The organism is Hyalangium versicolor, assembly GCF_020103695.1.
Lineage (GTDB): Bacteria > Myxococcota > Myxococcia > Myxococcales > Myxococcaceae > Hyalangium > Hyalangium versicolor.
In genome coordinates, this window is sequence record NZ_JAHXBF010000020.1 from 120,827 (window position 1) to 139,669 (window position 18,843).

The 18,843-nt window shown below is 66.6% G+C and carries 17 protein-coding genes and 1 tRNA gene; 6 read left to right on the forward strand and 12 right to left on the reverse strand.

Annotated features, from left to right (window positions below):
- Positions 1-27: 27 nt before the first annotated feature.
- On the forward strand, positions 28-1,116 hold the full coding sequence (gene serC / locus KY501_RS35815; protein WP_224368310.1) for a 3-phosphoserine/phosphohydroxythreonine transaminase: 1,089 nt from the start codon (positions 28-30) through the stop codon (positions 1,114-1,116).
- Between the two features lie 9 nt (positions 1,117-1,125).
- Positions 1,126-1,692 carry a chalcone isomerase family protein gene (locus tag KY501_RS35820; RefSeq protein ID WP_224368312.1) on the forward strand — a complete coding sequence of 189 codons (567 nt, stop codon included), beginning with the start codon at positions 1,126-1,128 and terminating at the stop codon, positions 1,690-1,692.
- Between the two features lie 29 nt (positions 1,693-1,721).
- Here the strand turns inward: KY501_RS35820 and KY501_RS35825 are convergent, their stop codons facing one another.
- A complete protein-coding gene (locus tag KY501_RS35825; RefSeq protein WP_224368314.1) occupies positions 1,722-2,750 on the reverse strand; it encodes a PA0069 family radical SAM protein in 1,029 nt (342 codons plus the stop codon).
- A gap of 57 nt (positions 2,751-2,807) precedes the next feature.
- Positions 2,808-3,950: a hypothetical protein gene (locus KY501_RS35830; protein ID WP_224368316.1), complete on the reverse strand. Its 1,143-nt coding sequence runs from the start codon at positions 3,948-3,950 to the stop codon at positions 2,808-2,810.
- Positions 3,951-4,239: 289 nt separating this feature from the next.
- Here KY501_RS35830 and KY501_RS35835 point away from each other — a divergent pair, with 289 nt between their 5' ends.
- Positions 4,240-6,870, forward strand: coding sequence for a choice-of-anchor A family protein (locus tag KY501_RS35835; RefSeq protein WP_309243024.1), 2,631 nt, complete (start codon positions 4,240-4,242; stop codon positions 6,868-6,870).
- Positions 6,871-7,055: 185 nt separating this feature from the next.
- On the opposite strand, the gene KY501_RS35840 is transcribed toward KY501_RS35835, so the two are convergent.
- The 5 genes from KY501_RS35840 to KY501_RS35860 form a co-directional block, all read right to left on the reverse strand.
- Positions 7,056-8,273: an esterase-like activity of phytase family protein gene (locus tag KY501_RS35840; RefSeq protein WP_224368317.1), complete on the reverse strand. Its 1,218-nt coding sequence runs from the start codon at positions 8,271-8,273 to the stop codon at positions 7,056-7,058.
- Positions 8,274-8,390: 117 nt separating this feature from the next.
- Entirely contained in the window at positions 8,391-8,969 is a 579-nt protein-coding gene (locus KY501_RS35845) for a glutathione S-transferase family protein (protein ID WP_224368318.1), read from the reverse strand.
- A gap of 33 nt (positions 8,970-9,002) precedes the next feature.
- Positions 9,003-9,389, reverse strand: coding sequence for a VOC family protein (locus KY501_RS35850; RefSeq protein WP_224368319.1), 387 nt, complete (start codon positions 9,387-9,389; stop codon positions 9,003-9,005).
- 76 nt (positions 9,390-9,465) lie between these two features.
- Positions 9,466-9,538, reverse strand: a tRNA-Gly gene (locus tag KY501_RS35855).
- A gap of 71 nt (positions 9,539-9,609) precedes the next feature.
- Positions 9,610-11,589: an ABC transporter substrate-binding protein gene (locus tag KY501_RS35860; protein WP_224368320.1), complete on the reverse strand. Its 1,980-nt coding sequence runs from the start codon at positions 11,587-11,589 to the stop codon at positions 9,610-9,612.
- Between the two features lie 138 nt (positions 11,590-11,727).
- Here KY501_RS35860 and KY501_RS35865 point away from each other — a divergent pair, with 138 nt between their 5' ends.
- Positions 11,728-12,579 carry an NADase-type glycan-binding domain-containing protein gene (locus KY501_RS35865; protein WP_224368321.1) on the forward strand — a complete coding sequence of 284 codons (852 nt, stop codon included), beginning with the start codon at positions 11,728-11,730 and terminating at the stop codon, positions 12,577-12,579.
- Positions 12,580-12,642: 63 nt separating this feature from the next.
- Here the strand turns inward: KY501_RS35865 and KY501_RS35870 are convergent, their stop codons facing one another.
- The 4 genes from KY501_RS35870 to prfA form a co-directional block, all read right to left on the reverse strand.
- Positions 12,643-13,032: a zf-TFIIB domain-containing protein gene (locus KY501_RS35870; RefSeq protein WP_224368323.1), complete on the reverse strand. Its 390-nt coding sequence runs from the start codon at positions 13,030-13,032 to the stop codon at positions 12,643-12,645.
- Positions 13,033-13,184: 152 nt separating this feature from the next.
- On the reverse strand, positions 13,185-14,450 hold the full coding sequence (gene murA, locus KY501_RS35875; protein WP_224368324.1) for a UDP-N-acetylglucosamine 1-carboxyvinyltransferase: 1,266 nt from the start codon (positions 14,448-14,450) through the stop codon (positions 13,185-13,187).
- Between the two features lie 10 nt (positions 14,451-14,460).
- Positions 14,461-15,339 carry a peptide chain release factor N(5)-glutamine methyltransferase gene (gene prmC, locus KY501_RS35880; protein ID WP_224368326.1) on the reverse strand — a complete coding sequence of 293 codons (879 nt, stop codon included), beginning with the start codon at positions 15,337-15,339 and terminating at the stop codon, positions 14,461-14,463.
- A complete protein-coding gene (gene prfA / locus KY501_RS35885) occupies positions 15,336-16,436 on the reverse strand; it encodes a peptide chain release factor 1 (RefSeq protein WP_224368328.1) in 1,101 nt (366 codons plus the stop codon). Before prfA ends, prmC begins: the two co-directional genes overlap by 4 nt.
- 150 nt (positions 16,437-16,586) lie before the next feature.
- Here prfA and KY501_RS53365 point away from each other — a divergent pair, with 150 nt between their 5' ends.
- Positions 16,587-16,718: a hypothetical protein gene (locus KY501_RS53365; RefSeq protein ID WP_255637100.1), complete on the forward strand. Its 132-nt coding sequence runs from the start codon at positions 16,587-16,589 to the stop codon at positions 16,716-16,718.
- 27 nt (positions 16,719-16,745) lie between these two features.
- Here KY501_RS53365 and KY501_RS35890 read toward each other — a convergent pair whose 3' ends face one another.
- Positions 16,746-17,960: a CapA family protein gene (locus tag KY501_RS35890; RefSeq protein ID WP_224368330.1), complete on the reverse strand. Its 1,215-nt coding sequence runs from the start codon at positions 17,958-17,960 to the stop codon at positions 16,746-16,748.
- 64 nt (positions 17,961-18,024) lie between these two features.
- On the opposite strand from KY501_RS35890, the gene KY501_RS35895 reads away from it, so the two are divergent.
- Positions 18,025-18,840 (forward strand): tetratricopeptide repeat protein, encoded by an 816-nt coding sequence (locus tag KY501_RS35895; protein ID WP_224368332.1) that lies wholly within the window; start codon positions 18,025-18,027, stop codon positions 18,838-18,840.
- Positions 18,841-18,843 lie beyond the last annotated feature (3 nt).

Here is an 18,843-nt window from a genome sequence, read left to right on the forward strand (position 1 = left end):
CCATTCCCTTCCTAGAGGACACCTGCCATGCGCGTCATCAACTTCAATGCCGGTCCCGCTGGGCTGCCCCTGCCAGCGTTGGAGCGGGCCCGGGAGGAATTACTGGATTTCCAGAATTCCGGGATGTCTATCATGGAACACAGTCACCGGGGCAAGGAGTACGAGGCCGTCCACAACGAGGCCATCTCCCTGTTGACGGAGCTGCTGGGCATCCCGGCGACGCACCAGGTGCTGTTCCTTCAGGGAGGCGCCTCGCAGCAGTTCGCGCAGGTGCCGATGAACTTCCTGAAGCCGGAGGCCTCGGCGGACTACCTGATGACGGGGGTGTGGAGCGAGAAGGCCTTCGACGAGGCGAAGTACTACGGCAAGCCGCGCATTGCCGGCACGACGATCAACTCGGAGAACCGCTACACGCGCGTGCCTCGGCAGGCCGAGATGATGCTGGATCCGGAGGCTGCCTACGTCCACATGACGAGCAACAACACCATCTACGGGACTCAGTGGCACGCGTTCCCGGAGACGGGGAACGTGCCGCTGGTGGCGGACATGAGTTCGGATCTGCTGTGGAAGCCGATCGACGTGAGCCGCTTCGCGTTCCTCTACGCGGGGGCCCAGAAGAACGTGGGGCCATCGGGGATCGTGCTCATCGTTCTCCACAAGGACTTCATGGCGAAGGGGAGCACGGAGATCCCGAAGATCTTCCGCTACAGCACCTACGCGGAGAACAACTCGCTGTACAACACGCCGCCCACCTTCGCGATCTACCTGTGCCGCAACGTGCTGGCGTGGATCAAGGACGTGGGAGGCCTGAAGCAGTTGGAGAAGTGGAACCGGGAGAAGGGCGAGCTGCTCTACGCGGCCATCGATCGGCACCCGGACTTCTACCGGGCGCCGGTGGAGAAGGAGTCCCGCTCGTACATGAACGCGGTGTTCCGGTTGCCCACCGAGGCGCTGGACACGACGTTCGTGGCCGAGGCGAAGAAGGCGGGCATGGTGGGGCTCAAGGGGCACCGTCTCTCAGGAGGCATTCGCGTGTCGATGTACAACGCGGTGACGGTGGACAACGTGAAGGCGCTGGTATCCTTCATGGATCAATTCGCCCAGAAGCACGGATAGGGAGAAACCATGAAAATGACATTGTCCGCCGTGGTGCTGTCCCTCGCGCTCGCGCTGCCCGCCCTGGCCCAGGAGAAGGAAGTGGCGGGAGTGAAGTTTCCCGCGACCCTCTCGGTCGACGGCAAGGAGCTGAAGCTCAACGGCGCGGGGCTGCGCAAGAAGGTCTTCTTCAAGGTCTACGCCGTGGGGTTCTACCTGGAGAACACGACCCAGGATGGGGCTCAGGCGATCAGCTCGGACCAGACGAAGGTGGTCCGCATGTCGATGCTGAGGGATCTGGAGAAGGAGAAGATCACCGAGGCCATCTCCGAGGGCGTGGAGAAGAACAACAAGGCGCAGATGCCGGCGCTGAAGGATCGGCTGGAGACCTTCAACAAGGCCATTCCGGATCTCAAGAAGGGGGACGAGCTGACGCTGACGTACGTTCCCGGCAAGGGCACGCGAGTGCAGAGCAAGGGCGGCCAGGAGATCTCGGTGGAGGGCAAGGACTTCGCGGATGCCCTCTTCGGGGTGTGGCTGGGCAGCAACCCGGTGGATGACGGGTTGAAGAAGGGGATGCTCGGCAAGAACGACTGAGCCGAGCGCGGGGCGCCAGGCTCGGCCTCTCAGAAGAGGCTGAGCTGGGCCGAGGGCCGCGTCGGCCGCTGGAAGGTGGTGGGCGCGCTCTCGGTGGGGGAGGACATCCTCATGCCGACCTTGCGCGCCGTGGTGTCGAAGAGGCGGGTGATGGTCTCCGCGTAGAGGCCCTCGCCGCGCATGCGGTGCTTGAAGCGGGCGTCGGAGAGCTCCCCGTTGCGAGTCTCCCGGATGCGGTGGAGGACGCGCTCGGCGCGCAGGGGCAGCTTCTCGCGCAGGCGCTCCTCGAAGACTTCCTTCACGGGACCGGGCAGGCGCAGCAGTGTGTAATGGGCCCGGGTGGCTCCGGCCTCGCGCGCGGAGGTGAGCACCTTGGCGATGTCCTCGTCATTGAGGCCGGGGATGATGGGGGCCACGGACACCGCCACGTCGATGCCCGCCGCCGCGAGCTTCTCGATGGCCTGCAGGCGCCGCCGGGGCGTGGCCACGTAGGGCTCCATGGCGCGAGCCAGCTCCGGGTTGTGGAAGGGAAGGCTGATGCTGACCCACAGGCGGGCCTCGCGGGCCAGGGTCTGGAGCACATCCACATCGCGTTCGATGAGGACGCCCTTGGTGACGATTCCCACGGGGTTGCGGAACTCGGCGCAGACCTCCAGGCAGCGGCGGGTGAGGCGGAGCGAGGCCTCGAGGGGCTGGTAGCAGTCCGTGACGCCGCTGAAGACGACCGTCTCTCCCTGCCAGCGCGGGCGCTCGAAGGCCTCTCGGAGCAGTTCGGGGGCGTGGGGTTTGACGACGATGCGCGTCTCGAAGTCGGTGCCGGCGCCCAGGCTGAGGTACTCGTGGGTGGGGCGTGCGTAGCAGTAGCCGCAGGCGTGCATGCAGCCGCGGTACGGGTTGACGCTCCAGGTGAAGCAGACGTCCGGGCTGTTGTTGCGAGCGAGCACCTCTCGGCTGTGATCCTCGAGGACCTCGAGCCGCGCGGGGGGGATCTCGTCGAGGTACTCCACCTCGGTGCTCGCCCAGGGGTTGGGCGGATTGGAGACGGGACGCGGCTTCACCTGATCAAGGTGGACCTGAAACTGCGTTCAGTCAAGCCCTCTCGTCTCCCGAACCGCTCACGGCACGGCCAGGCCCGTGTGGCTCCTCCAGAGAGCCAGATCATTCCCGTTGTTGTAGTAGACGAAGATCTCGCTCTGGCCCTGTGTGTACTCCGGATCCGCGGGCTGGCGAGGCTGGCTCGGAGTGCCGCCGTCCACCCGGATCGACGTGCCATTCATCCCCAGCACCCAGACCTCGCCATGATCCTGCGGGCCCGGTGCCGTGGCGCTGGTGCGCATGACGACCACGAACCATGTCCGCAATGCACCCTGGCTGTCACGGGCCTGGAACGTCTCGGGCGAGAACATGTACGGGAGGTCCGAAGGAGGCCTCAGGTCCACGCGCTCGCTGGCGCTCCCTCCCCAGCGGCCGTCCCCGTTCACATCCAGGTAGACGCGCAGCGTGCCGCCGTTCACCACCGCGGCGTAGCGCAGGGCCTGGTTGGCCTCCGCGGCCTGGAACGCGAAGGAATCCTCCTTCTCGTCCAGATCCGAGGTGAGCGTGGTCAGCGTGTCCGTCGCCGTCGACAGCCGCACGAGCTGGTTGACCGCTGGCTGCCCTTGCTTCTGGCAGTACACGAGATCCTCCGAGCCCGGGATCCAGCTCACGGGTGCGACGCCCAGGTTCGCGCCGGGCAGCAGGTGCTCGACGGTGGGCGCGGAGGTGTCCAGCCAGTACACGCCCTTCGCCACTTCACCGGACGACAGCGTCTCCTCGCGCCGGTAGGTCACCTTCGTGGAGAGCTGGGAGGTGAGGATCCCCGTGAGCAGGTAGCGCTTCGCCGGCGGCTGAGTGAGCTGCACGGGTGGCAGGTTGGGACGCTTGAGCCACAGGTTGGGCGTGGCGTCTGTCGTCTTCGTATAGAGGATGCGGTCGCTGCCGCGCACCCACTCCGGTCCTTGGAAGGACTCGATCAGGGGTGTGGCCTGGTTGTCGATGAGCCGGCGCTGCAACTCGTCGATCACTCCCGTCACCGGATCCACCGGTGCCTGCCACACCATGCGGTTGTCGTCCTGGTAGACCGCAGCGGCTCCCTTGAACTCGGGATCCAGGAACTGCCGCGCTCCCCCAATCTGCTCGTCCACTGATTGGGCGGAGGCCGCCAATCCCAGACCCATTGCTCCCACGAACAGCGCCTTCTTCCACGTTCCTTGGCTCACCGGAGATCCTCTCGGAGGTTGGTTTTCCGGGATGAACACGGGGGGCATGAGGAAGTTGCGGGGCGATCGCGTCGGGAGCATCGACGTGTCAGCGCTGACATGGGCGTGTCAAATCCGCTGTGTCAAAGCGGATCGAGACAGCATGTGGAGCATGGGGCCACTGGTGCTTCGACTGAGCGAGGTTGCGGCACAGCCCTTGCTCACTGCGCGGACGCTCGCTGTCCGGAACGAGAGATCGTCTCGAGGGGCTCCGGCTGGCGGGACAGACCCAGCAGATCTGGAGGGACTCATGAAGAAGAGCAATCGAAGTGTCGGGACGCGCAGCCTCAAGCGGATCAGCGGAAGGTTGGCGGCGGTGTTGGTAGCGATGGGAGGTGCGGCCTGCGCCGTGGAGCCGGGCCAAGAAGGCTTGGAGCAGCAGCAGCAGGCCGAGGTGAGCGCGGAGCGTTGCGAGGTGAAACCTCCCTTCAACCCCAGCTTCGATCCCGAGCTGGAGTGGGCATGGACGGGCAACCCGAGCGTCCTGCCCGACCACAAGCAGGTGATGATGACGCCGGTCGTCGTGGAGCTGAACGGCGACGGCATCCCGGACGTGGTCTTCAACGCCTACGTGAACGACGCCAACGGTTGGAACTACAACGGGGTCGTCCGGGCCATCAGCGGCGCGGATGGCAGTGAGCTGTGGACGGTGACGAATGCCGCCTGGCGCGTCCGCGGCGCCGCCACCCTGGCCGCCGGTGACATCGATCACGACGGCAAGCCGGAGCTGTGCACCATTCCGGAGGACGGCAACGGCATCATCTGCTTCGAGCATGACGGCGCGTTCAAGTTCCGCACCTCGGTGCCCGCAAACAACTGGGGCGGAGTCTCCTTCGCGGATCTCGATCACGACGGCAACGTGGAGATCATCGACGGCAACCACGTCTTCGATAACACGGGCACCCTGAAGTGGGTGGGCTCGGATGGCATGGGGGGAGTGACTCAGTCCAATACCGGTCCCATCTCCTTCGCGGCGGACATCGATGGTGACGGCTTCCAGGAGGTCATCAACGACCGGGCCGTATACCGCGCGGACGGGACGTTGAAGTGCATCAACACCCAGATCGGTCATGGCCTGGCGGGCGTGGGCAACTTCGACGCGGACGACCGGGGCGAGATCATCGTGGTCTGGTCGGGCAACGTCTCTCTGCTGGATGACGACTGCTCGCTCGTGTGGACGACTCCCATCCCCGGAGGAGGCGAGGGTGGTGCGCCCAACATCGCGGACTTCGACAACGATGGGCAGGCGGAGGTCGGCGTGGCGGGCGCCAATTTCTACAGCGTCTTCGAGACGAACGGCACGGTGAAGTGGTCGAGCCCCACCCAGGATGCCAGCTCTCGGCGGACCGGCTCCTCCACCTTCGACTTCGAGGGGGATGGCAAGGCCGAGGCGGTCTACGCGGATGAGACGCGCCTGCGCATCTATGACGGCGCCACGGGAGCGATTCGCTTCGAGGTGCCGCACAGCTCCTGCACTACCTACGAGAACCCCGTCGTTGTCGACGTGGACGGAGACGACAACGCCGAGATCGTCGTCGCCGCCAACGTCAGCTGTGGCTATGGCACCTTCGCTGGCATCCGCGTGTTCCGGGACAAGAAGGACGGCTGGGTGAACACCCGCCGCATCTGGAACCAGCATGCGTACTCCGTCACCAACGTGAACGAGGATGGCACCATCCCGGCCAATCCCACGGCCAACTGGCGAGTCCCGGGCCTCAACACGTTCCGCTCCAACAGCCAGGGGTCGGGCGACACCAGCCCCTTCGCTGCCGCGGATCTGGTGGCTTCGGTCGTGACGAGCACGTGTGACACGGAAACGGAGGTCTTGACGCTGAGCGCGCAGGTGACCAACCAGGGTGAGGCCGCGGCGTCGGCCGGGCTCCAGGTAGCCTTCTTCCAGGGCAACCCGGCCTCGGGCGGAACCCTGCTCGGCGTGGCCACCCTGCCTGAGGTGCTTCCGGCGGGCGCCAGCACGCTGGCCTCGATCACGCTGAGCTCGCCTCCCGGTGGTGTCGCCGAGGTCTTCGTGGTGGCGGACTACGGAACTGGCAATGGCCGCGAGCTGGAGTGCCGCGAGGACAACAACACCGCTTCGGCCCAGGTGGAGCTCGCGTGCAGCTCCTGCATCGAGGTGCGCCTGAGCGACTACAACCTGTTCGTGCTCGAGGACTACACGCTGGGCTCGGACGTGGAGGGCAAGGTGGCCGCGGGTGGCAACATCTCCATGAACAACTTCTCGGTCGGTTTCCGGCTGTCGGCCAGCGAGATCGCCGCCACGTTGGTGGCGGGCGGCGACCTCACGCTCTCCAATGGCGGCGTCTGGGGTGATGCCTGGTATGGGGGTAACTACAGCGCCGGCTCCAGCGTGGTCTACCCGCGAGGCACGGTGGCGCAGGGCACGCCCATCGACTTCGCCGCTCGTGGCTTCGCGCTGAACAAGCTGTCTACCCGGTTGGCCGCGCTGACGGCGAACGGCTCGACGACGATCGCTTCCTGGGGTGGCATCACGCTGCACGGCACGGATCCCGAGCTGAACGTGTTCCAGGTGAGCGCCAGCGCCTTCACCGGGGCGAAGCTGCTGCTCATCGACGCTCCGGCGGGCTCACTGGTGGTGATCAACGTGTCGGGGAGCTCGGCCACGTTCACGGGTTTCGGTCAGTCGTTCAGTGGCGGCATCAACGCTCACGGCGTGCTCTTCAACTTCGTGGATGCCACGTCCGTCACCGCGCAGGGCTATGGCTTCTTCGGCACGGTGCTGGCTCCCAAGGCCCACGTCCAGTTCACGGACGGGAGCTTTGACGGCGGAATCTATGCCCGGTCGATGACGGGCAACGCCGAGGGTCACCTCAACGCTCTCGACGATCGCGACATCTGCCAGTAACGGGCAGGCCGCGAAGGATCTGGGAGCGCAAGGAGATTGCCTCCGGTGCGCTTCCAGGTCCTTGCTGAGGCTCCTCGCAGGGACCGGGTGTCCAGGTGACGCCCAGGGTTGCCCCACTCCAGTCGGGGGGCATCCTGGGCGGTCTCGTGGGCCGCTTCTGAGCGCCTGAGGCGCGGGGCCGAGGCCTAACGGATGGCGGGGATGCGGAGGATGATCATCTCGGTGTCATCCGGCCGATTGCGGGCAGTCCAGCGTCCGTTGCTGCCAGGGTAGTTGTTGTCGTTGGCGACCAGCAGCCGCTCGCCATCGAGCACCTCGACACTCTCGACCGACTGGAGCGGGAACTTGAACGGGTCTCCGACTCCATATTCGCCGGACCGGGCCGGCGACGAGAGGCTCGAGGGATCCCGGATCTGCAGCAGGTCGACCACCAGCTGCTTCTCGAGGAACCCGTCGGTGTCGACGCGGCGCAGATCGACCAGGTAGAGCTTCTTCTGGCGGGCCTGCTCTCCCTGGTCGTCGTCACGCTCGATCAGGATGAAGCGGTTCTCATCCACGGCGGTGAAGTCACCGATGACCGCGTTCGGGAACTCCGCGTCGACCCGGTAGTTCCACGTCTTCTCGGTGTACTTGCGCTCCTGCAGATTGAACTGGTGCAGGATCCGCCGCCTCGGGTCGGGATCGTTGCGCAGCGCTCCCTCGATGATGGGATAGAGCCACTTGCCGTCCGTGCTCAGCGCCATTCCCTCGTAGCCGCGGCTGCCGGGGAGCGTCCACGCCTCCGGGTTCGAGAGGGAGGGGTTCTGCGGAGACTGCACGCCTTCCAGCGGGATCGGCGCTTCGAGCACCTTGCCCGTCGCGTCGGTGTGGACGAGGAACGGTCCAAACTCGTCGCCGAACCAGAGCTCACCGTTGCTCGTGCGGCGCACGGACTCGATGTCGAAATCCGCACCCGTCAGCAGCCGGTCGGCCCGGGTGAGCGCAAAGGGGACCTTTCCGTCGGGATCGCTCAGTTGCACGAAGCTGAGCACCGCGATGGTTCCATTGCCGCCCTGGGGCGTCCGGAAGTCGGGACGGACACGGTAGAGACGGAGCAGGAAGTCGGCGGAGTTGGCCTTCGTGCCATAGCCGTTGTCGGGCATGGCCCAGAACTCGCCCCCACCTGCGTCGAGGACGGCCGAGAAGCCAGGGATCGGCTGGCTCGCGAAGGGTGGAGTGACTCCATTGTTGGGGGTGACCTGTCCACCCGAGGGCGGACCGGGCTGGTAGGCGTCCGCGGGGAGGATCGCACGGCCCGCGAGCGTCGGTTCCTTGACGCCCTCAGGAGTCTCCTCCTTGGAGGAACTGCACGCATGGAAGGGTAGCGCGGAACAAAGGGCCGACAGCAGCAGAGCTCGTCTCATCCAGGTGTCTCCCCACGAGTGGCGTTGCGGGGGGAATATCCTCGCTCCCATTCGGCGGAGCGAGGACGGCACCTGCTTTTGACACCCGTGAAGAGTGGGCGAAATCGAAGGTGCGGCTTACTTCCCGATCTTCAATCCATGGGGGCGCGCCAGGAGCCGATCGACATAGGCCTCCAGCTTGGGCCGCTCCGGCTTGCCGCCAAAGCTGCGCCGCCAGATGAACATCGCGCCGATCATCACATCCGCCGCCGTGAACCAGTCCCCGAACAGGTAGGGCCCCGCGCCCAGCTCGCCCTCGATCACGTTCTGGACCGTCTCGAAGTCCGTCCACCCGCGAGCCGGTGGCGTCGGGAGATTCATCATGGTGTCGCCCATGGCGGGCTCGAGCTGCGACGTCGAGTAGACCATCAGCGACAGGTAGCGTCCGCGCTGGGGATCGCCAATCTTGGGCGCCAGCCGGGCTTCGGGGAACTTGTCGGCCAGGTAGAGACAGATGGCCGTGTTCTCGAAGAGCCGAGTATCTCCATCCACCAGCGCGGGCAGCTTGCCAGCCGGGTTGATCTTCAAGAACTCGGGCGATTTGTGTTCCCGTTTCTCAAAGCTGATGGGGACGATCTCGTACTGAGCACCGCACTCGTCCAGCATCCACTTGGTGACTGTCGCACGGCTCTGGGGGTTGAAGTAGAGCTTGATCATGGTGACCTCCTGGGTTGGATGAACCACTGTAACTCAGCCCACCTGCGTTGCGATCCACCACGTGTTCCCCGCGGGATCCTTCACTCCTCCGCGCTTGTCGGGATCGTCCTTCTTCACGGGCTCCTGGACGGAAACGCCTCCCGCGGCGAGGGCGCGGCGGTAGGTTGCGTCCACGTCGGGGACATAGACGTGGAGCCAGACAGGGAAGGCCGGGAACTGTCCTCCACCTTCCGAGAGCATCACCACCGTGTCATCGATGCGGACCTCGGCATGCATGATCTTCCCGTTCGGTCCTTCGAACCGGCGCAGCTCCTCCGCATCGAAGGTCTTCTTCAGGAAGTCGATCACCCGCTGAACGCCGTCGGCCATCATGTAGACCGAGACGCTCGCGTAGCCTTCTGGCTTGTAGGGCTTCTTCATGGCTCCAAGTCCTTGGGAAAAGCGAAGGGCCTGGAACCACCGGAGGTTGTCTCCTGCGATTCCAGGCCCTTTGTTGAGCGGCGGACGGGATTCGAACCCGCGACCCCGAGCTTGGGAAGCTCGTGCTCTACCAACTGAGCTACCACCGCGACCGAAGCGAGCCCAAGGTAGGGGCCTCGCTCGACCTTGTCAACGAGAAGTAACCGGCAAGTCCGCCCGGCTACTCTCCTTCCTCCACCGTCAGCTGGTACGGGTCCTGGAAGTTGGACTCCCGGTTCTTCGCGTCCCTCACCTCCAGCACGTACACCCCCGGCTCGGCGCTGTAGCGGATCGTCTCCGGCTGATCCCCCTTGGCCCGGTCGGACGTCTGCACGAGCGACAGCTTGCCGTCCGGCCCCACCCGGTGCAGGTACAGCCCCACGTCCACCTTCAGGATGCCCAACAGCGTCGCCCGGATGGGTGTGCGCACTGGGCGCTCCGTCAGGTCCAACCGGAAGTAGTCCACGTCCTTCGCCGGGTACACCGTGCCGCGCACCGCCTTGCCGAAGGTGAGGTCCATCGCCCGGTCCGCCGTGTTGTTGGGCTCGCGTTCCTGGCTGCCGTCGTCCGGCACCGCTGTCACGGTGATCCGGTACGGCTGGTCCGCGTTCTCGAAGTCCTTCACCCACTTGCCCTCGACCTTGCGAGACGCCCCCTCCACCTTGAAGTAGCAGCTGCCGTTGCAGGACACGTTGTTGAGGCGCTCGGGCTCCTTCAGGGCGCCGTCGTTCGCCTTCAGCGTCACCGTCTCCTGTGCACTGTCGCTCGCCGGTGCGTCCACCGCCGAGAGCACCAGGTCCAGCCGCTCCACCCCCGACACCTCCACCTTCGCCAGCATGGGCTCCGTCGTCTTCAGCACGTAGTAGTCCACGTCGCTCTTGGGCGCGAGGAAGCCCTCCTTGAAGCCCGAGCCCGTGATGGGCGTGGCCTTGTACAGCTCGTCGTTGGGCTCCAGCTCCGCGTTCGCTCCCGCCTCCTCCAGCGACACGGAGAGGGTGTACGGATTCGTCGCGTTGTAGGCCCGCTTCGCGTCCTTGCCGGTGCCCACCCAGCTGCTCTTCACCACCACGTAGACGACCTGGTCCGTCGCACGTACTCCGATATTGCGCAGCGCGAGCGCCTCGCCCTCCTTGCCCCTGAGGGAGAACAGCGGAGCCTCCGCCGCGGAGAGCACCGCCAGCTCGGGCCGCACGCCCTCGAGTGCGGACAGCTCGATCTTCAGCGCCACTCCCGGAGGCTCCGGAGGCGCTGCCGTGCCGGCATCCTTCACCTGGGCCACGGCTCCCGGCGTACCGGTGGGGCTGCCCGTGGGCGCTCCGTTGGCCGGCGGAGGAGTGGTTCCGTCCGGAGGAGGCGTGGAGCCCTCTGCCGGAGGCGTCTCACCCGTGGGAGCAGGGGAGGGCGTCGCACCCTCTCCCGCAGGGGGAGTTCCCTCGGCCTGCGTGGGCGTGGCTCCCTCCGGAGGCGCGGGAGTCGGGGGCGGAGCCTGAGTTGGAGCCGGTGCCTTCGGGGCAGGGACCGGGGCCTCTTCATCGGGGATTGTCCCCGGAGTGCTCGGCGCCGCCTGCGCGGGCAGCTCGATGCGGTACCAGTCCTCATCTCCCGCATGCCCGATATAGGCCGCCACCGTCTGTCCGAGCGTCAGCGGCGTCGCATCCACCGCCCGGTCATTGGGCTCGCGCTCCTCGCCATCGTTGGGCCGCCGGTAGGTCAGCGTGAGCGTGTAGGACCCGCCGCTGCCCTTGCGCGCCGAGGCCACACGCACGTAGCGCTCCCCTTCGACGAAGAGGTTGGGGAAGTGCTCCGGTTTGTTCTCTCCCTCACTGTTCACGCTGGCCAGCCGGTTGCGATCCCGGTCGTACACCTCGATTTGCACGTCCCCGCCCGGGATGCCGGACACGGTGATGTCCGCCGTGCGAGCGGAGGGCGGCGCCAGCCGGTACCAATCCTCGTCCCCCTTGGCCGGGTCCGCCGAGAGCGCCGCGCTCACCACCGCGTCCCGCGCCAGCGTCAGCGCCTGATCCGGCCGCTCGTTGGGCTCCTTCTCGCTCAAGACATCCGGGCCGGCGTCCACCGGTCCCGCGTCGGCCACCTCTTCTTTTCCTCCCTTGGGGCAGCCGGCCAGCACCGCGCACACTGCAATCCAGCCCAGACGTCGCATCGCGTTCCCTCGCATCGGCCGCCTACTCTTCCCCGTGGGGACCGGGTGTCAAGCATCGCAAACATGCGGGGCCGCGTTTTCATCCACAGCCGTTGTGGACTGGTGAGCCCTTCGTGGACCGATCCACAATGCCATTCCATGCGAAGTCACCTGGTTCTGCTCTCTCTCCTGCTCGTCGCTTCTGCTCCCCTGGCCCTGGCCGCACCCCCAGCCACCGTCGGCTATGCCCAGGCAGGCGACTACCTCGACAAGGATGCCCACCCTGATCGCTTCAGCCCGCTCAACGTGCTCGACGGGCGGGACACCACCGCCTGGTGTGCCCCCGACGGCGAGGGCGCCTTCCGAGGAATGACCATTGGTTTCAAGGGTGTGGCCACCGTGGACGAGGTGCGCGTCTACACGGGCAATGCCACGGAGCGGGACGCCTTCAAGGCCTACCCCCGGGCGAAGAAGATCACTCTGGAGGGCAAGGACACCGCCCGCGGCTTCACGCTCGAGGACAAGCGAGGCCAGCAGACCATCCCCCTCAACCCGCCCGTCTCTGGCGCCTGGATCACCCTCGAGGTGAAGGACGTCTTCCCGGGCTCCGAGGACGGCGCTCCCGTCTGTCTCACGGACGTCATCTTCTACTCGGAGGGCAAGCCGCTCAACGGCACCAAGCTGGCTCCCAACCTCAAGTACGACGCCCGCACGGCGCCGCTGCTGGGCACCTGGTTCGGGGGCCTGGAGGGCGCGCCCGATAGTTTCCTCTCCTTCTATGTGGATGGGACGTACCGCTTCGTCCACGAGCCGCTGGGCGGTGAGCCGAGCGCCTTTACCGGCGCGTACTCCGCCTCGAACTCCAAGCTGTCGCTGGAGCTGCCGAAGAAGGGCAAGGTCTCTGTGAAGTTCACCCGCGAAGAGGCGGACGGCTCGTCCGGTGGATACACGCTCGCCCTGGAGGGCGATCTGCCCGACGAGTGGAAGGAGGCCTTCCGAAGCCGTCCCTGAGCAGGCGGCTCGCGGCCCTGGCGAGAGGGGGAGGGGAGGGCTCTACTCCTCTCCAGGAAGCGGCTATCCAGCAGCGGACTTCTTCTTGGCGCTGAAGGCCTTGAAGAAGTCGACGATCTCCTGGATGGCGATCCGGGTGTCGGTCGCATCCTGGAATTCGGACTCCAGGAAGATTCCGCCACACGACTCGCAGGAGTCGTAGCTCAACGGGTGATTGCGATCACCGCCAGTGATTCGCACAAGATCCACCTGACATTCGGGACACTGACCGGTGAGTGCTTCCGCGTCGACCTTTCCGCCCAGACTCTCCAGACCAGGAAGATTGTTGTGGAGCAGGACCCGATTGAGGTCCGCGACGTCGATCCACAACCCACCGCAGTCTCCACACTTCCGCAACGTCAGTTCATCCCCCTCGAGATCGGCCATCTCGACGTTGCAAGCGGGGCAATTCATGGGGCGGTTCGTTCTCCTGGTTGGGGGAGGCTTGCTCCCCGTGGATTGGAGAATGATAGGGCGCCCAAATTTCAGGATGCAACCGGTCGCGGTCGTTCTGTTGACAGCGAACTTCCGGGTGGCACCTCAGGACTTCACTTCAGGGCTGCACTTCAGGCTTTCACCCGGCGGATGTCCGCTCCCAGGCTCCGCAACTTGCGTTCGAGCCGCTCGTAGCCCCGGTCCAGGTGATAGACGCGAGACACTTCGGTGCGCCCCTCGGCCCGGAGGCCGGCGAGGATCAGCGAGGCGCTGGCCCTCAAGTCGGTGGCCATGACGGGGGCGCCCGACAGCTTCTTGACCCCCTTCACCACGGCCGTGGGCCCCTGGATGGTGATGTCCGCCCCCATGCGGTGCAGCTCTGCTACGTGCATGAAGCGGTTCTCGAAGATGTTCTCCGAGATCACCGAGGTGCCGCTGGCCACACACATCAGCACCATGAGTTGAGCCTGCATATCCGTGGGAAATCCCGGGTGTTCCGTGGTCGTCACGTCCACCGGGTGGATGCCCTTGGGGGCCTTGAGGCGCATGCCCCCATTCTCGGCGGTGATGACACAGCCGGCCTCGCGCAGCTTCATCACCACGGCTTCCAGGTGTTCGGGGACGGCGTGTTTCACCAGCACGTCCCCGCCGCTGATGGCCGCGGCGACCAGGAGGGTACCCGCCTCGATGCGGTCGGGCAGGATGGCGTGGTCTACCGGGCGGAGGGAATCCACCCCGTCAATGGTGATGACGGAGGTGCCCGCGCCTTCGATTTTCGCCCCCATCTTGTTGAGCACCCGGGCCAGTTCCTCGATTTCAGGCTCCCGGGCGCAGTTCTCCAGGACGGTCCGGCCCTTGGCCAGCACCGCCGCCATCATCACGTTCTCCGTCCCGGTGACGGTGATGAGATCGAAGTTGACCGTGCCGCCCTTCAAGTGCTTGGCCCGGGCCTCGACGTAGCCCTCGGTGAGGGTGATCTCCGCGCCCAGGGCCTTGAGCCCCTTGAGGTGCTGGTCGATGGGCCGGGCGCCGATGGCACAGCCGCCTGGCATGGAGACGCGGGCCCGGCCGTAGCGGGCCACCAGCGGCCCGAGCACCAGCACGGAGGCCCGCATCGTCTTCACCAGATCGTACGGGGCCTCGGGGGTGATGTGGCCGTTGACGCCGACCTGGCACACGTTCTTCTGCCGGCCGGTGAGCCGCTCGGCCTCGCAGCCCATGGTGTTGAGCACCTTGAGCATGGTGCCCACGTCCACCAGATCCGGCACGTTGCGGTAGGTGCTCACCCCGTCCGCCAGCAGCGAGGAGGCGAGGATGGGGAGCGCGGCATTCTTGGCTCCCGACACCTTCACCTCGCCCTGCAGCGCGGGGCCTCCCTTCACGATGATCTTGTCCATCGGTTCCGTCTCACGACTGTGGCCCGGTGGCCACAGGCTGTGTCCCAAAAGCCAGGCGGTCTCGCCGCTCCAGGTCCTTCTCCACGCGCGCGTCCTGGAATCCCGCGGCCTGGAGCAGCTCCCGGACGGCAGCCCCCTGGGTCTCCCCTATCTCCATTGCAAGGAGGCCGCCAGGCAGCAGGCACCGGCGAGCCCCCTCGATGACGCGGCGGAGGACGGCCAGCCCGTCCCTCCCACCGTCCAGCGCCAGGCGAGGCTCCCGGCGCACCTCCGCCGAGAGCCCCGGGATCTCCTCCGAGGCGATGTAGGGCGGGTTGGAAGCCACGAGCTGGAAGCGGGCATCCGCCGGCACGGGGGCGAACAGGTCCCCCTGCACCACGGTGACGCGGGCGCCCACACCCAGGGTCTCGGCGTTCTCCCGGGCCAGGGCGCAGGCGTCCGGAGACAGGTCCGTGGCCAGGAGGGAGGCCTGGGGGCGCTCGGAGGCGAGGCTGATGGCGATGCAGCCCGATCCGGTACAGACGTCCAGGGCGCGGCTCGGTGCGTCCTTGGGGAGCACGCGCAGGGCGGCCTCCACCAGCAACTCCGTCTCCGGGCGGGGGATGAGCACCCGCGCATCCACCTTGAAGGAGCGGTTGTAGAACTCCTTCACGCCTGTGAGGTACTGGGTGGGCTCGCCGGCCATGCGCCGCTCGATGAGGGCGCGGAAGGAGGCCAGCTCCTCCTTGGCCAGGGGCCGATCCAGGTCCACGTACAGGCGCACCCGGGTCGTTTTCAGCACGTGCCCGAGCAGGATCTCCGCGGTGAGCCGCGGCGCGTCCACCTGGCGCTTCTCGAAGTGCTGCGTCGTCCAGGTGAGGACCTTGCGGATGGTCCAGGTCTCGCTCATGCGCGCGCGGTCGAGGAGGTGCCCGGGCCCCCGCCCGTCTGCTGCTTGAGGGCCTCGGCCTGGTAGTACGTCCGGCAGGCGGTGATGACCTCATCCACGTCCCCCGCCATGATGGCCGGCAGGTTGTGGACCGTCAGGCCGATGCGGTGGTCCGTCAGCCGGTCCTGGGGGAAGTTGTAGGTGCGGATCTTCTCGCTCCGGTCGCCCGTGCCCACCTGGCCGCGGCGCATGGAGTCGCGCTCGTTGCGGATGCGCTCCTGCTCGATCTCGTAGAGCTTGGCGCGCAGCATGCGCATGGCCTGGGCGCGGTTCTTCGTCTGGCTCTTCTCCTGCTGGCACTTCACGACGATGCCGGAGGGGTGGTGGATGAGGCGCACCGCCGAGTCCGTCGTGTTCACGCTCTGGCCACCCGAGCCCGTCGAGCGCATCACCTGCATCTCGATGTCCGCCGGGTTGATCTGGATGTCCACGTCCTCGGCCTCGGGCATCACCGACACGGTGATGGTGGAGGTGTGGATGCGGCCCTGGGCCTCGGTGGCCGGCACGCGCTGCACCCGGTGTACACCGGACTCGTACTTCATGTGGCTGTAGACGGCCGGGCCCGACAGGGTGACCGTCGCATCCTTCACCCCGCCCGCGCCGCCGGGGCTCATGTCCACGATCTCCGCCGACCAGCCCTTCTGGTCCGCATAGCGGAGGTACATCTGCATGACTTCCTCGGCGAACAGGCCGGCCTCGTCGCCGCCGGCGCCCGCGCGGATCTCCAGGATGACGTTCTTCTCGTCATTCGGGTCCTTGGGCAGCAGGAGGACCTTCAGTTCCTGCTCCTGCTCGTCGCGCTGCTGCTTCAGCCCGGGCAGGGCCTCGCGGGCATAGGCCTTCTCGTCCGCATCCCCGCCCTCCAGCCAGGCCTCGACCTCCTTGAGGTCGTCCAAGACCTTGCGGTAGCCACGGAACGTCTCGACGAGCTTCTCGAGCGAGGCCCGCTCCTTGGAGACCTTCTGGAGCTTCGCCGAGTCCGCGAGCACTTCAGGGTTGGACAGGTCGGCGGTGAGGCGCTCGAACCGGCGCTCGACCTCTTCAAGCTTGTCAATCATCGTCGTACCCGGGGTATTGCCCCGTTGCCCGGCCGCTGGCAAGGGCGGAGGGCGTCAAGAAATTCCTTGGAAGCCTGGGCAGGAGCGTGAAAGAAGGGGCGCCCGTTGCCGCTACACTGCGGCTCAACAACTGCATTGGAGTGCTTGAACATGCCCGCCCAGAAGGGAAATCGCAGCAAGAAGAAGCTGTCCAACCGCGCGAAGACGAAGAAGGCGTCGCTCAAGCGCCGCCGCGTGCGCGCCACGCGTGGCCAGAGCAACAAGGCCCGGCACAAGCGGTAATCCGCCGAGCGAGCCCTCCCTGGGTCGCTAAGGGGGAGGGCTGGCCGGGCGGTAGGGCTCCAGCTCTGGCAGCATCCGGGGAAGCCCGGCGGAGCTGGTCGCCAGCAGCCTCAGCACCTCGTCGGCCTCCGGGCCGGTGACGACGATGGGCTGCATGGGCAGCTCGGGGTAGCGGTCCGTCTTGAGTGGGATGATCTCGCTCGACAGGTAGCCCCCGGGGGAGAAGCGGGCCTTGAGCAGCGCGCTGCGCTTGTCCTTGGGGTTCCAGTTTCCGCCGAAGACGAAGTTCCCCAGCGAGTAGATGGCCGGAGCGCCCTGGTGCAGCTCCATGGCCTGGAGCACGTGCGGGTGGCTGCCGAGCACTCCTGCCGCGCCCGCCTCGATGGCCGCGCGCGCCAGCCGGAGCTGGTAGGGCAGAGGGGTGTAGGTGCTCTCCACGCCCCAGTGGAAGAAGGGCAGCACCACGTCCGCCTGGGCCTTCGCGGCGAGGATGTCCTCGCGCAGCATCTTCTCCATCGCGTCCACGTCCGAGTAGTGGCCGGCCACCCCGGGCGTGGTCTCCGTGGCGTACACCTGCGGCGGCTCGATGTTGCGGTCCCCGAGGAAGAAGTAGCCCAGGAAGGCGAAGCGCACGCCTCCCAGGGTCAGCAGGGCGGGGCGGCGGGCCTCGGCCAGGGTACGGCCCGCTCCGAAGTGGGGGATCTTCGCCTGCTCCAGCGTCATCAGCGTGTCCACGAGCCCCTGTGGCCCGTAGTCCATCATGTGGTTGTTGGCCAGGCTCACCAGGTCCACGCCGCCGGCCAGCAGCGTGTTCACGAACTCGGGCCGCGCTCGGAAGTTGAAGTTCTTGGGCAGCTTGTCGAGGCTGTCGGTGAAGGGGCATTCCAGGTTCACGAGGAACAGGTCGCCCGAGTCCGCCACGGCCTTCACCTCCTTGAAGCCGTAGGCGAACATCTCCTCGCGCGAGCGGCCCTGCGCCACCTGCTGATCGAAATACTCCTCGTAGTGGTAGCCCACCGTCACGTCGCCCCCAATCACCAGGGTGACGGGGCGGGGCGGCGCTCCTGTCTCCGGCTGTACGGTCGCGGGTGTCTTCCCCCCGACATCCGGGTGGGACGGGGGCGCGGTGACGCCCGTTCCCACGGCAGGCGGGGGCGTGGCTCCCGAGGGAGTCTCCGGGGCTGGGACGGGCCGGCGGGAGCAGGCACAGAGCAGGAGCAGCAGGAGGGCGACACGGCGCATATAAGGAGGGAAACTCTACCTTGCGCCCGTCGATTGGCGACGCGTAGATTGCCCGCCGGATTTCATGGCACGGGAAAAGGACAACATCGCACTCTCCGACGAGCACAACTCGCGCGGCATCGAGCTGGCGGATCGCGGGTGGCTGGACGAGGCGATCAAGGAGTTCAAGAAGGCGATCGAGCTGGATCCGGACTCCGCCCACGCCCACGACAACCTCGCCACGGTGTACGCGGAGAAGAAGCAGTTCCGCGAGGCGCTCGGCGAGTACCTCACGGCGCTGAAGCTGGAGCCGGAAAGCGCCACGGCGCATTACAACCTGGCCTGCTTCCTCTCCACCCACGCCGCCGAGATGGCGGTGGAGGAGTACAAGGAGGCCATCGAGCTGGATCCGGAGTACCCGGACGCCCACCTGAACCTGGGGCTCACCTACGCGGACCAGGGGCGGGTGGAAGAGGCGATGCGCGAGCTGCAGACGGCCATCGAGCTGGATTCGCAGGACGCGTTCCCCCGGCACGAGCTGGCCGCGCTGCAGATGGACGAGGGGGATTACCGCTCGGCCATCAATCAGCTCAAGGAAGTCGTGCGGCTGGAGCCCGACAACTTCGAGGCCCAGTTGGATCTGGGCATCTGCTACGCGCAGAAGGGCTTCTACGCCGAGGCCGAGCGGGCCTACGGCAAGGCGCGGGCGCTCAACGCGGAGGATCTGCTGCTCAACTACAACCTGTCCGCGCTGTACGCGCTGTGGGGGCGGCCGAAGGACGCGGTGACGTACCTGCAGAAAGCGCTGGCGGCGGATCGGCCCAAGGTGATGGGCTGGTTGTCCACGGACCCGATGTTCGACGCCCTCAAGGGCGATCCAGACTTCGAAGCCCTGTTCTGACGC

Excerpts from the sequence above, each read along its gene's own strand:
- serC (WP_224368310.1), top strand. The coding sequence starts at position 28 with ATGCGCGTCATCAACTTCAATGCCGGTCCCGCTGGGCTGCCCCTGCCA.
- KY501_RS35820 (WP_224368312.1), top strand. The coding sequence starts at position 1,126 with ATGAAAATGACATTGTCCGCCGTGGTGCTGTCCCTCGCGCTCGCGCTG.
- KY501_RS35835 (WP_309243024.1), top strand. The coding sequence starts at position 4,240 with ATGAAGAAGAGCAATCGAAGTGTCGGGACGCGCAGCCTCAAGCGGATC.
- KY501_RS35840 (WP_224368317.1), bottom strand. The coding sequence starts at position 8,273 with ATGAGACGAGCTCTGCTGCTGTCGGCCCTTTGTTCCGCGCTACCCTTC.
- KY501_RS35845 (WP_224368318.1), bottom strand. The coding sequence starts at position 8,969 with ATGATCAAGCTCTACTTCAACCCCCAGAGCCGTGCGACAGTCACCAAG.
- KY501_RS35850 (WP_224368319.1), bottom strand. The coding sequence starts at position 9,389 with ATGAAGAAGCCCTACAAGCCAGAAGGCTACGCGAGCGTCTCGGTCTAC.
- KY501_RS35860 (WP_224368320.1), bottom strand. The coding sequence starts at position 11,589 with ATGCGACGTCTGGGCTGGATTGCAGTGTGCGCGGTGCTGGCCGGCTGC.
- KY501_RS35865 (WP_224368321.1), top strand. The coding sequence starts at position 11,728 with ATGCGAAGTCACCTGGTTCTGCTCTCTCTCCTGCTCGTCGCTTCTGCT.
- KY501_RS35870 (WP_224368323.1), bottom strand. The coding sequence starts at position 13,032 with ATGAATTGCCCCGCTTGCAACGTCGAGATGGCCGATCTCGAGGGGGAT.
- murA (WP_224368324.1), bottom strand. The coding sequence starts at position 14,450 with ATGGACAAGATCATCGTGAAGGGAGGCCCCGCGCTGCAGGGCGAGGTG.
- prmC (WP_224368326.1), bottom strand. The coding sequence starts at position 15,339 with ATGAGCGAGACCTGGACCATCCGCAAGGTCCTCACCTGGACGACGCAG.
- prfA (WP_224368328.1), bottom strand. The coding sequence starts at position 16,436 with ATGATTGACAAGCTTGAAGAGGTCGAGCGCCGGTTCGAGCGCCTCACC.
- KY501_RS53365 (WP_255637100.1), top strand. The coding sequence starts at position 16,587 with ATGCCCGCCCAGAAGGGAAATCGCAGCAAGAAGAAGCTGTCCAACCGC.
- KY501_RS35890 (WP_224368330.1), bottom strand. The coding sequence starts at position 17,960 with ATGCGCCGTGTCGCCCTCCTGCTGCTCCTGCTCTGTGCCTGCTCCCGC.
- KY501_RS35895 (WP_224368332.1), top strand. The coding sequence starts at position 18,025 with ATGGCACGGGAAAAGGACAACATCGCACTCTCCGACGAGCACAACTCG.